This window comes from Streptomyces sp. NPDC012474, assembly GCF_042955185.1.
Classification (GTDB): domain Bacteria; phylum Actinomycetota; class Actinomycetes; order Streptomycetales; family Streptomycetaceae; genus Streptomyces; species Streptomyces cahuitamycinicus.
Window position 1 is genome coordinate 209,199 of sequence record NZ_JBIBEP010000015.1, and the last position, 11,748, is coordinate 220,946.

At 70.9% G+C, this 11,748-nt stretch carries 10 protein-coding genes; 3 read left to right on the plus strand and 7 right to left on the minus strand.

Annotation, left to right across the window (positions count from 1 at the left end; all coding sequences use genetic code 11):
* Window positions 1–38: 38 nt before the first annotated feature.
* The 4 genes from ACFY9S_RS29150 to ACFY9S_RS29165 all read right to left on the minus strand — a co-directional run bounded on the left by ACFY9S_RS29150 (window position 39) and on the right by ACFY9S_RS29165 (window position 4,102).
* The gene (locus ACFY9S_RS29150) at window positions 39–641 is read right to left on the minus strand and encodes a carboxymuconolactone decarboxylase family protein (protein ID WP_391133849.1); all 603 of its coding nucleotides are present in this window, start codon (window positions 639–641) and stop codon (window positions 39–41) included.
* 74 nt (window positions 642–715) lie between these two features.
* Entirely contained in the window at window positions 716–1,768 is a 1,053-nt protein-coding gene (locus ACFY9S_RS29155) for an alcohol dehydrogenase catalytic domain-containing protein (protein WP_391133851.1), read from the minus strand.
* Between the two features lie 27 nt (window positions 1,769–1,795).
* A complete protein-coding gene (locus tag ACFY9S_RS29160; RefSeq protein WP_391133853.1) occupies window positions 1,796–2,803 on the minus strand; it encodes a zinc-binding dehydrogenase in 1,008 nt (335 codons plus the stop codon).
* 192 nt (window positions 2,804–2,995) lie between these two features.
* Complete coding sequence (locus tag ACFY9S_RS29165) at window positions 2,996–4,102, minus strand: XdhC family protein (protein WP_391133856.1); 1,107 nt, start codon at window positions 4,100–4,102, stop codon at window positions 2,996–2,998.
* A 191-nt stretch (window positions 4,103–4,293) separates the two neighbouring features.
* On the opposite strand from ACFY9S_RS29165, the gene ACFY9S_RS29170 reads away from it, so the two are divergent.
* Together ACFY9S_RS29170 and ACFY9S_RS29175 are read left to right on the plus strand one after the other, a co-directional pair.
* The gene (locus ACFY9S_RS29170; RefSeq protein WP_391133859.1) at window positions 4,294–6,273 is read left to right on the plus strand and encodes a GTP-binding protein; all 1,980 of its coding nucleotides are present in this window, start codon (window positions 4,294–4,296) and stop codon (window positions 6,271–6,273) included.
* A gap of 81 nt (window positions 6,274–6,354) precedes the next feature.
* On the plus strand, window positions 6,355–8,214 hold the full coding sequence (locus ACFY9S_RS29175; protein WP_391133861.1) for a cellulase family glycosylhydrolase: 1,860 nt from the start codon (window positions 6,355–6,357) through the stop codon (window positions 8,212–8,214).
* Here the strand turns inward: ACFY9S_RS29175 and ACFY9S_RS29180 are convergent.
* Entirely contained in the window at window positions 8,207–9,463 is a 1,257-nt protein-coding gene (locus tag ACFY9S_RS29180) for a YncE family protein (RefSeq protein WP_391133864.1), read from the minus strand. The two genes, ACFY9S_RS29175 and ACFY9S_RS29180, sit on opposite strands and share 8 nt — an antisense overlap.
* A 193-nt stretch (window positions 9,464–9,656) precedes the next feature.
* Here ACFY9S_RS29180 and ACFY9S_RS29185 point away from each other — a divergent pair, with 193 nt between their 5' ends.
* Window positions 9,657–10,322 carry a TetR family transcriptional regulator gene (locus ACFY9S_RS29185; protein ID WP_391133867.1) on the plus strand — a complete coding sequence of 222 codons (666 nt, stop codon included), beginning with the start codon at window positions 9,657–9,659 and terminating at the stop codon, window positions 10,320–10,322.
* A gap of 266 nt (window positions 10,323–10,588) precedes the next feature.
* On the opposite strand, the gene ACFY9S_RS29190 is transcribed toward ACFY9S_RS29185, so the two are convergent.
* Window positions 10,589–10,930 (minus strand): hypothetical protein, encoded by a 342-nt coding sequence (locus ACFY9S_RS29190; RefSeq protein WP_391133902.1) that lies wholly within the window; start codon window positions 10,928–10,930, stop codon window positions 10,589–10,591.
* A 5-nt stretch (window positions 10,931–10,935) separates the two neighbouring features.
* A partial coding sequence (locus ACFY9S_RS29195; RefSeq protein WP_391133870.1) for a cbb3-type cytochrome c oxidase subunit I occupies window positions 10,936–11,748 on the minus strand: 813 nt, incomplete at its 5' end.

Consider the following 11,748-nt stretch of genomic DNA (forward strand, 5'->3'; position numbering starts at 1 on the left):
TCCCGCAAACGGCACATGACGGCTCGCAGCCCGCTCGTCTAGGTGCCCGCCTGCCCCTCCGCGAAGCCGGTGCCGTCGAAACCGGGCTCCAGTTCCACACCGGTGGCATTCAGGAAGTAGGCCACCATGTGGTACTGCCCCACCAGCATGACGATCTCGATCAGTTCGGCCTCGTCGAAGTGCTCGGCCAGACCTTCCCAGGTGGCGTCGGACATCGTGGCATCGCGGTTCAGCTCGTCCGCCGCGCGGATCAGGTGCCTCTGGAGGTCCGTCCAGCCGGGTGCCTCCGGCCCTTCGCCGACTCGGTCGATGTCCGCGTCCGTGACGCCCTCGGCCCTGGCCAGGGGGAGGTGCCGCCCCCACTCGTACCGCGAGCCGGTGTTCCACGCGGTGCGCAGGATCAGTAACTCGCGTACTTCTCCCGGCAGTCGGCCGCCGACGAGCAACTGGCCGCCGAACGGCATGAACCGCTCGTAGAGGTCGGGATGGCGGACGAGCGTGGTGAAGATGTTCGGGGCCCCGCCCCCTGGGTCGTGGGGAGCGATGGCCAGCAGTTCCCGGGTTCGTGGGTCCCACTGTGCTTCGGGGAGCGGCGTCAGCCGCGGACGGGTCGGTCGGGCGGCTTCATGGCGCTGTGACATCGCGGCCTCCGGTCTTCGAGAGGCTCACCCTAGGAGACCGGCCGACCGACCGGTAGGTGTGTGGCCGGGAGCAGTCAGCCGGTCGGGTCGAGGAGGATCTTGCGGACGCCGTCTGAGCGGCCTGCGAACAGTTCGTACGCGGCGGGGCCCTCGGAGAGGGCGAAGCGGTGGGAGACCACGACCTCGGGCTTGATCCGGCCGGCACGGGTGAGGGCGATCAGAGGAGGGAGTTCGTAGTGCACCGAGCACAACCCGATGGCGAACTCCAGTTCCTTGACCTGCGCCAGATACATGTGGAACGGGAACGCCTTGTTCTGGCTGACCCCGATGACGCTGACCCGGCCGGCCTGCCGGACGGCCTTGACGGCCAGTTCGATGGTGGCGTCGGAACCCACCGCCTCCACCACGGCGTCCGGCCCACGGCCGCCGGTCATGTCCCGGATGGCGGCCCGCGCGTCGTCACCCTCGACCGGCTCGACGCCCAGGCCGGCGGCGAAGGCGCGGCGTTCCGCGACCAGGTCCACGCCCAGCACCCGGGCCGCGCCCATCGCGAAGGCGGACTGGGCGGCCATCAGGCCGACCGGGCCGAGGCCGACGACCAGGACGGTCTCACCGGGCCGGATACGGGCACGGCGGCAGCCGTACCAGGCGGTGGGGGCGTTGTCCGTCAGGACGACGGCGGCGTCGTCGGAGATGTCCTCGGGGAGGTGCACCAGATTGACGTCGGCGCAGGGCACGGCCAGGAGCTGAGCCTGGCTGCCCGGCAGCTTCGGACTCAGTCCGTAGCAGAGCTCCGTGCTCGACTCGGCGCGCTCGCAGCGCGCGGTGAACCCTGCCGCGCACTGCCGGCACTGTGCGCAGCCGACAGAGGCCGGCACCAGAACCCGGTCGCCGGGCTTGAACCGCGTGACCTGGCCGCCGGTGTCGACGACCAGGCCGACGCATTCGTGCCCCGGTGTGTAGCCCGGTTCCGGGCTGAACGCGTTGCCGCCGTAGATGTGCAGGTCGCTGCCGCAGATGCCGGCCGCGGTCACCTGAACCACCGCGTCCGCGGGGCTGGTGACGGCCGGGTCGGGGGCCTCCCCGTAGCGGATGTCGTGACGGCCGTGGTAGGTCAGTGCCTTCATCGGATCTCTCCCTCCCCTCGCGCCCGGTCAGTCCGCGATCTTCAGCACCAGCTTGCCGTGGTTGTCACCACGGAACAGGCGCATCAGGGTCTCGGGGAACTCCGCCACCGAGCCGGAGACCACGTCCTCCAGGGACTTCAGCCGGCCCTCGGCCCGCCATGCGGCCATCCGCGCGATGCCCTCCGCGTACCGATCGGCGTAGTCGAACACCACGATGCCCGTCATGGAGGCGCGGTTCACCAGCAAGGACAGGTAGTTGGCGGGGCCCTGCGGCTTGGTGCTGTTGTACTGGGAGATCGCGCCGCAGACGACCACGCGGGCGCCGCGCGCCAGCCGCGGCAGCACGGCGTCCAGGACGTCGCCGCCGACGTTGTCGAAGTAGACGTCGACGCCGTCGGGGGCGTGCTCGCGCAGCGCCTTGCGGACGTCCTCGCTCTGGTAGTCGATCGCGGCGTCGAACCCGAACTCGTCCACGATCATCCGGCACTTGGCCTCGCCGCCGGCGATGCCGACGACCCGGCAGCCCAGGATCTTGGCGATCTGCCCGACGACGCTGCCGACGGCCCCGGCCGCACCGGAGACCACGACGGTCTGCCCCGGCTCGGGACGCCCGACCTCGATCAGGCCGAAGTAGGCCGTCAGGCCCGACATGCCGAGTGTGCCGAGGTAGGTCGGCAAGGGGGCCGCCGCAGGGTCGACCTTGGTCACGCCGCGCCCGTCCGACACGCAGTACTCCTGCACGCCGAACGTGCCCGACACATGGTCGCCGACCGCGAACCCGGAGTGCCGGGAGGCGACCACCCTCCCCACCGCGCCGGCGCGCATCACCTCGCCGATCTCCACCGGGCGGATGTAGGACCTGCCCGCGTTCATCCAGCCGCGCATCGCCGGGTCGATCGACAGACAGAGCACTTGTACCAGGAACTCGCCGTCGCCCGGCTGCCCGGCCGGCTCCTCGGCATGCTGCCAGTCGGTGGGGCGCGGCTCTCCCACGGGACGTGCGGCCAGGCGTATCTGGTGGTTGATCGTGCTCATGTCCGGCACCTCTCCTCAGCTGCATACCGTCCAGTCGGTACGGCGGTGAGCGTACGGGTGCCCGCCGCCCGAGGCAAGAGGCGGGTCCGCCAGGTGGGCTGGTGAGGCTGGTGGGCTGGTGGCCGATGCACTGACGGCGACCCGGCGTACGAATCCGGCCTGACGGTGGCCGACCGGGGTCGGCGCCGGTGATCAGGACGTTCGGTGCGGATGCACCGCCCCCTCCGTCGCGGTCAGCGGCGCGCCGCTGCCGCCCCAGCGCAGCGCCACGATCTCGGCGGCGACGGACACCGCCACCTCCTCGGGCGTACGGGCCCCGAGGTCGAGGCCGACCGGTGAGCGCAGCCGGGACAGCTCGGACTCCGTGAGCCCGGCCCCGGCCAGTCGCGCTGCCCGGTCGGTGTGCGTGCGGCGGCTGCCCATCGCCCCGATGTAGGCGGCCGGGCGGCGCAGCGCCTCCGTCAGCAGCGGCACGTCGAACTTGGGGTCGTGCGTCAGGACACAGATCACCGTGCGCTCGTCCGTGTCCGTCTCGCGCAGATAGCGGTGCGGCCACCGCGCGACCACCTCCACCCCCTCGGGGAAGCGCCGGGGCGTGGCGAAGACCGGGCGGGCGTCGCAGACGGTGACCCGGTAGCCGAGGAAGTCGCCGATGCGGGCCACGGCCGCGGCGTAGTCGATCGCGCCGAAGACCAGCATCCGCGGCGGCGGTGCGAAGGACTGCAGGAAGACGCTCACGGCGTCCTCGCGGCGCTGCCCCTGCGGCCCGTAGTGCCGCAGGCCGGTGGCTCCGAGGGCGAGTTCACCGCGGGCGTCGGCGGTCACGGCAGCCTCCAGGCCGCTCGCGCCGAGCGTGCCGAGGACCCGGTCCGGCCACACGGCGAGGGTCGCCCCGCGCGGCGCCGGCCCGTCGGTGACGGTCGCCACCGTGACCGGCTCACCCGCCGCGACCGAGTCGGCGACCGCGCCGAAGCCGGGATCCCGCTCCGGCGTGACCGCGCGCACGAGGACGGTGATCTCGCCGCCGCAGGTCAGACCGACCGAGAAGGCGTCCTCGTCGCTGTAACCGAAGGTCTCGAGACGGGCCTCGCCGCCCGCGGCGACCTCCTGCGCCAGTTCGAACACCGCGCCCTCGACGCACCCCCCGGACACACTGCCCACGACCTCCTCGTCCGGGCCCACGGCCATCGCCGCGCCCGGGTCACGTGGTGCGCTGCGGCTGACCTGGACGACCGTCGCGAGGCCGAACGGGACGCCGGCCGCGTACCAGCCGCCGAGCACCGGGAGAACGTCACGCACGAGCCGCTCCTCTCCTTGCGCGCACCCCGCCGGGTACCCCGGCAGCGGCTAATTCCGTTGTGGCGCCCGGTGCCGGTCTGGTGCACTGCTCGGGTCAGCGGCGTCACCGAGTCCGGAGGAGCTCCGAATGCGCACAGCGTGCATGTCCCCCCAGCCAGGAACGGACCTCTCTCCGAAGGACATGACGCTTCGTGCACATGCTCAACCTTGGAATTCTCGCCCATGTCGACGCGGGTAAGACCAGCCTGACCGAGCGGCTGCTCCATTCGGCCGGGCTGATCGACGAGATCGGCAGTGTCGACGACGGGAACACCCGAACCGACACCCTCGCCCTGGAGCGGCAGCGCGGCATCACCATCAAGTCCGCCGTCGTCTCGTTCCCGCTCGACGGCGTGACCGTCAACCTCATCGACACCCCAGGCCACCCGGACTTCATCGCCGAGGTGGAGCGCGTCCTCGGCGTGCTGGACGGCGTCGTCCTCGTGATCTCCGCCGTCGAAGGGGTGCAGGCGCAGACGCGGGTGCTGATGCGCACGCTCCAGCGGCTGCGCATCCCGACCCTGCTCTTCGTCAACAAGATCGACCGGAGCGGGGCACGCCACGACGAGGTGCTGCGGGAGATCGGGGCCCGGCTGACACCCGCGATCGTGCCGATGGTGACCGCCACCGGCCTCGGCACCCGCGCGGCCCGCGTCATTCCCGTCCCCGCACCGGCGGCGGCCGGCGCCCTCGACGTCCTGACCGGGCACGACGACGTCCTGCTGGCCGCGTACGTCGAGAACACCCTCACGGACGCCCTGCTGCACGGGTCGCTCGTCGCGCAGACCCGTGAGGCGCTCGTCCACCCGGTGTACTTCGGTTCCGCCGCCACAGGCGCGGGCGTGGGGGCGCTCCTGTCCGGCGTCCAGACGCTGCTGCCCGCCGCCGACGGGGACGCGGACGGGCCGGTCTCCGCCACCGTGTTCAAGGTCGACCGGGGCCCGGCGGGGGAGAAGGTGGCCTACGCCCGGATGTTCTCCGGGACCCTGCGCACCCGCGACCGGGTCCCCTTCGGAGCGGACGGAGCCGAGGGCCGGATCACCGGCATCAGCGTCTTCGGGCAGGGCACGGACACGCGTGCCGACCGCGTCGCGGCCGGCCGGATCGCCCGTCTCACCGGGCTCGGAGACATCCGCGTCGGCGACGCGATCGGCGAACCCCGCACGGCGTACGAGCACGTCTTCGCCCCGCCGACCCTGGAGACGGTCGTCGTCCCCGGCCCGGAGGTGCCCCGGGGAGCGCTCCACCTCGCCCTCACCCAGCTCGCCGAGCAGGACCCGCTGATCGGCCTGCGCCACGACGAACGCCGCCGGGAGACCTCCGTCTCCCTCTACGGCGAGGTGCAGAAGGAGGTCATCCAGGCCACGCTCGCCGACGAGTACGGACTCGACGTCGGCTTCCGCGAGACGACGCCGCTGTGCGTCGAACGGCCCCTCGGCACGGGGCAGGCCGCGGAGTTCATCAAGAAGGACCCCAACCCGTTCCTCGCGACGGTCGGTCTGCGCGTCGAGCCCGCGCCGGTCGGCTCGGGCGTGGCCTTCCGGCTGGAGGTGGAGCTCGGCGCGATGCCGTACGCCTTCTTCAAGGCCGTCGAGGACACCGTGCGCGAGACCCTCGACCAGGGGCTGCACGGCTGGCAGGTCACCGACTGCGTGGTCACCATGACGCACAGCGGCTACTGGCCCCGCCAGAGCCATGCCCACCAGGGCTTCGACAAGAGCATGTCGAGCACCGGGGCCGACTTCCGGGGCGTGACACCGCTGGTGCTGATCGAGGCGCTGCGGCGGGCCGGGACGCGGGTCCACGAGCCGATGCACCGTTTCCGGATCGAGGCGCCCGCCGACACCCTCGGCGCCCTGCTGCCGGTCCTCGCCCAGCTCGCGGCCGTACCCGAGACGACCCGGAACCGGGACGAGGCCTGTGTGCTCGAAGGCACCGTGCCGGCCGCCCGGGTGCATGCCCTCGAACAGAGGCTGCCGGGGCTCACCCGCGGCGAGGGGGAGCTGGAGAACTCCTTCGCCCACTACGCTCCCGTCACGCACGGCACGATCCCCGAGCGCCCGCGCACCGACCACAACCCGCTGAACAGGAAGGAGTACTTGTTGAACGTGACACGGAGGCTCGGTGGCTGACGTGTGAGGGTTGTCCGGACGGAACTTACTCCAAAGTCAGAAGGGTTGACGGTGTCCTGATATCGCCGGACTGTAGTGGACATGCCGACTATCCGAGCGCGTCTCCTGGTCGTCCTGGTCGTCCTCTTCGGTTCGGTGTCGGTGGCGGGCGTCCCGCCGGCCACCGCCGCGCCGCCTCCCGGCTCCCTCTGGTTCGACGACCCCACCGTCACGGTGCGGGACGGCCGCTTCACCGACGCCCACGGCCGCGAGATCGTACTGCGCGGCTACAACGTCTCCGGCGAGACCAAGCTCGCGGAGAACAAGGGCCTGCCCTTCGCCTCGGTCGCCGACGCCCGCAAGTCGGCGACCGCGCTGCGTGCCCTCGGCGGCGGCAACACCGTCCGCTTCCTGCTCTCCTGGGCCTACGCCGAGCCCGAGCGCGGCCAGGCCGACACGGCCTACCTGGCCGCCGCCACCGACCAGATGAAGGCGTTCCTCGACGCCGGCATCCGCGTCTACCCCGACTTCCACCAGGACCTCTACTCCCGGCACCTGTTCGACGCCGACAGCTGGTACACCGGCGACGGCGCCCCCAAGTGGGCGGTGGACGCCGGGAACTACCCGGACGAGTCCTGCGGGATCTGCCTCTTCTGGGGGCAGAACATCACCCAGAACGAGGCGGTGAAACGTGCCACCTACGACTTCTGGCACAACGCGCACGGCGTGCAGGACGCCTTCCTCGCCACCGCCCAGAAGACCATGACGTACGTGCGGCAGCACCTGAGCGCGGACCAGTTCAAGGGCGTCGCCGGATTCGACCCCTACAACGAGCCGCACCCCGGCGTCCTCGACTCCGGGCAGACCAGCCGGGCCTGGGAGAAGGACGTGCTCTGGCCCTTCTACGAGAAGTTCCGCGCCCGCATGGACACGGCCGGCTGGCGCGACAAGCCCGCCTTCGTCGAGCCGAACCTCTTCTGGAACGCCAACCTCGACTTCCAGAAGCAGGAGGGCGGCCTGCTCGACGCCGGCACACTCGGCCCGCGCTACGTCTTCAACACCCACTTCTACGACCAGAAGGCCATCTCCGGCGTCTTCATGTGGGGCAAGGCGGCCGACGGCCAGTACACGGGCGACTTCCGCACCGTCCGCGACCGGGCCGCAGCCGCGCGGACGGCCGCCGTGGTCAGCGAGTTCGGACATCCGCTGGCGGGCAACGTCTCCGACAAGGCGCCGACCGTCCTCAAGGCGATGTACCAGGCCCTCGACTCCCGTGTGAAGGGCGCCGACTGGTGGGCCGACCCGGCGGCCTCGGGGCGCGTGCTCTCCGGCTCCCAGTGGCAGTGGGACATCTACAACGGCCGCCACCACGAGTTGATGAACGGCAACCCCGACAAGGCCCTCACCGCCGGCGACGCCTGGAACGACGAGGACCTCTCCGCCGTACGCCTCGACGACTCGGGCAAGCCGGTGCTGCGCCAGGACGCCCGCCTCCTGGACCGCCTCTACCCGAGCGCCACGGCCGGTGAGACCGTCGGCTTCACCTACGAGGACCGCTCCCGCGACGGCTCGACGACCCTGACCTGGAACCCGGTGCCCGGTTCCCTGCCGAACGTGCAACGGCTGGTGGGGTCGGGGCAGTACGGGCTGCTGCTGTGGCGCTCGGACGGCGGCCGGGCGCCCACCGAACTGCACCTTCCGGCGAGTTTCCCCGCCGCGTCCACCACGGTCGTCTCCGACCTGGGCACGGTCCATGCCCCGCCGGGGTACACCGCCTCGACCCCGGTCGGCGTGGCCCCGGAGCCCGGCGGCACGGGAAGCCGCCGCCTGCTGCTCACCGCGCCGGACTCGGGCGTCCTGCACTACGCGCTGGTGACCAACGGGGCGACGGCCCCCTCGGCGGACCTGCTCGCCGCGGCCCGATCGGAGCTGGCGGCCTGGGCGGCGAAGGAGGTCAACTAGCGGACGGGCTCGTCCAGTCGGCCGCCACCCGGCCGAGCCGGACACGCTGCGGGTGGTCACCGACCGGCACGGACGCGACCTTCTTCCCGGTGGCGAAGTCGATGGCCGTGACCTGGTCGGTGCCGCTCTCGGAGACCACGCAGGACTTGCCGTCACCGCTGACCGTGGCCCAGTAGGGCTTGGAGGCGGTGACGAGCGGGCCCTCCTGGAGGGTGGCGCGGTCGACGACGGTGGCGTAGTCGTCCATCGTGCCCGCGACGCACAGCTTGCGCCCGTCCGGGCTCATGGAAATGCCGTGGTGGCGCGAGTCGTTGACGAAGGTCGTGCGGTCGTCGTTGGTCGCCGGGTTCTTCGGCAGCGTCTTGGTGCGGGTGATCTTGGCGGTGGCGATGTCGTACTCGAAGAAGCCGTTGAAGAAGGAGACCTGGAAGTACAGCTTCGACTCGTCCGGCGAGAAGACGGCAGGGCGGACCGCGTCGGAGTGGTCCTTGAGGCCGAGGGCGTCCAGGTGCGGGCGCATGTCGATGACCTTGACCTGCTTGTACGTGGTGGCGTCGACGACGGTGATGCGCCGGTCGCCCTTCGTCCAGTCCAGCCAGGGGGCGTCGGTCTGCGTGTTCACGTCGCCGATCGCCATGTTGTAGATGTACTTGCCGTCCTGGGTGAAGATGTTCTCGTGCGGCTTGTCGCCGGTGCCGAACTTGCCCATTTCCTTACCGGAGACGATGTCCAGCACATGCACGGTGTTGGAGGTCGACGCCGAGACCGCGACCCGCTTGCCGTCGGGGGAGACCGCCATGTGGTCGGAGCGGTAACCGGACACGGGGAAGCGCCAGTTGAGCCGCCCGGAGGCGAGGTCGATCGACACGACGTCGGCGAAGCTCGGCCGGGAGACGACCACCGACTTCCCGTCCGGCGTCGAGTACATGTCGTCGACGAACTGGTCGTGGCCCTCGCCGACGCTGTTGCGGATCGCCATGAAGTAGATCCACCTGATCGGATCGGCGTTGATCGCCGCCATCCGCTCGTCCTTGTCGGGGATCACGTTGATGCGGCCGATCTTCGCGAAGTCACCGGTGGACCTGATGACATCGGCGGTGCCGTCCCAGTTGTTGCCCACGAACAGCACCTCGCGCAGCGCGGCGGAGGAGCCCGGGGCGGCCGCGGTCGCGGCGGTCGCGGGAACGGTGACGGTCAGGGCGAGGGCTGCGGCTACGGAGCACAGGTGCCGGCGTCGGAAGACGGGCATGACTGTTCCCCTCTCTGCTGGGGGGTCTCTGCTGGGGGCGAGCATGGTGAGTGGGACATGCCAAAGGGAGGTGCGCGGAGTCTGAACACGTGTGCTTTCAGAGTGAACTTACTGCAAAGTAAGGAAGGGGCGGCCTTCTCCACAAGACCGCGTGCACGACAAAATCGGTGTTCGAACGAGGAAGGGAGAGCCGGTGCCGGGCAGACTCAGAGCGCCGACCGGCCGCTACGGCGGCAAGACCGCTGAGGAGCGGCAGGCCGAGCGGCGCCGGCGGTTCCTCGACGCCGCGCTCCATCTGTTCGGCGACACGCCGGGCTTCCGCTCCACCACGGTCGCGGCCCTCAGCGAGACGGCCGGGCTCTCCACCCGCCAGTTCTACGAGGAGTTCCGCACCCTTGAGGACGTACTCGCCGCGCTGCACCTCCAGGTCAACGGGTGGGCCGAAGCGGCCGTTCTGGAGGCGGCCTCGGGCGCCGCGGACCTGCCGCTGGTCGAGCGCGCCACCGCCGTCTTCCGCGCCTACGCCGGGAACGTCGCCGCCGATCCGCGCCGGATCCGCATCACCTTCGTCGAGATCATCGGTGTCAGCCCGCGCCTGGAGGAGCAGCGGCTCGCCCGCCGGGCCGGCTGGGTCGACCTCATCTGCGCCGAGGCCGACGCGGCCGTCGCACGCGGAGAGGCCGCACCCCGCGACTACCGCCTCGCCGCGACGGGCTTCATCGGCAGCGTCAACGGCCTGCTGCACGACTGGAGCGCCGGCTGGGTCGACGCGACGCTCGACGACGTCGTCGACGAACTGGTCCGGCAACTGCTGGGAATCCTGCGGCCGCCGGGCTGGCAGCCGCAGCCGCACCGGTGAAGGTGACGGCGGTTGCGGGGCGATGACCGTTGCGGGGTGATGACGGTTGCGGTGGCCGTGACAGTGGCCGCCCTTCCGAACGCCACACGCACCCGCCACCGTCACCCGCGTCACACGTGTGACGCCAGCCACTCGCCACCCGCCGCCCGTCACCCACGTCACACATGTGACGCCACCCGCCGGGCCGCGCCATACGCAGCGCCATACGCAGCGCCATACGCAGCGCCATACGCAGCGCCATACGCGGGACGCGGCGCCACACGCGGTTAGACCGACACCAGCACCACGAGATCCGCCGCCACCACCAACGCGCCCCCCAGCAGGAACCCGGCCAGCAGCCGCGCGCGGAGCCTGCGGTACACCCCCTCGTACTCGCCCCGCAGTTCCTCACCCCGCCGGGCCGTGCGCTGCCACGAGGCCCGGGCGAGGCCGAGATGCTCCGCCGCGAACTGCCGCTCCACCTGAGCCCGTTGCGCCTCCGTCAGCCAGTCGAGCCTGGCGGCGAAGCGGGCGGCGGCCGTACGGGCCTCCTCGTGCGCGGCGGCGGCCAGCAGATGGCCCTCGACGGCGTTGTGGAACGCCCGCACATCCAGCGGGAGCCCTTCCATGGCGGTCACCGGAGCGTCAACTCCCGCTCCGCCGCCGCGATGGCGTCATGGTGCAGGTCGAACGCCGGGGACTCGCTGCGGATCTTCGGCAGGGCGACGAAGTTGTGGCGCGGCGGCGGGCAGGAGGTCGCCCACTCCAGGGAGCGGCCGTAGCCCCACGGGTCGTCGACCTCGACCTTCTCGCCGTACTTCGCCGTCTTCCACACGTTGTAGAAGAACGGCAGCATCGACATGCCGAGCAGGAACGAGAAGACACTCGACACCGTGTTGAGGGTCGTCAGGCCCTCCACCGCCAGATAGTCGGGGATCCGCCGCTGCATGCCCTGGGCGCCCAGCCAGTGCTGGACCAGGAACGTGCCGTGGAAGCCGATGAACAGCGTCCAGAAGGTGATCTTGCCGAGACGCTCGTCCAGCATCCTGCCGGTGAACTTGGGCCACCAGAAGTGGAAGCCGGAGAACATCGCGAACACGACCGTCCCGAAGATCACGTAGTGGAAGTGCGCGACCACGAAGTACGAGTCGGAGACATGGAAGTCGATGGGCGGCGAAGCCAGCAGCACTCCCGTGAGCCCGCCGAAGACGAACGTGATCAGGAAGCCGGTCGCCCACAGCATCGGCGTCTCGAACGACAGGCTTCCGCGCCACATGGTGCCGAGCCAGTTGAAGAACTTGACGCCCGTCGGGACGGCGATGAGGAACGTCATGAAGGAGAAGAACGGCAGGAGCACACCGCCGGTGACGTACATGTGGTGCGCCCACACCGTCACGGACAGACCCGCGATCGCGATGGTCGCGCCGATCAGACCCGTGTAACCGAA

Excerpts from the sequence above, each read along its gene's own strand:
- ACFY9S_RS29160 (WP_391133853.1), bottom strand. The coding sequence starts at position 2,803 with ATGAGCACGATCAACCACCAGATACGCCTGGCCGCACGTCCCGTGGGA.
- ACFY9S_RS29190 (WP_391133902.1), bottom strand. The coding sequence starts at position 10,930 with ATGGAAGGGCTCCCGCTGGATGTGCGGGCGTTCCACAACGCCGTCGAG.
- ACFY9S_RS29150 (WP_391133849.1), bottom strand. The coding sequence starts at position 641 with ATGTCACAGCGCCATGAAGCCGCCCGACCGACCCGTCCGCGGCTGACG.
- ACFY9S_RS29180 (WP_391133864.1), bottom strand. The coding sequence starts at position 9,463 with ATGCCCGTCTTCCGACGCCGGCACCTGTGCTCCGTAGCCGCAGCCCTC.
- ACFY9S_RS29155 (WP_391133851.1), bottom strand. The coding sequence starts at position 1,768 with ATGAAGGCACTGACCTACCACGGCCGTCACGACATCCGCTACGGGGAG.
- ACFY9S_RS29175 (WP_391133861.1), top strand. The coding sequence starts at position 6,355 with ATGCCGACTATCCGAGCGCGTCTCCTGGTCGTCCTGGTCGTCCTCTTC.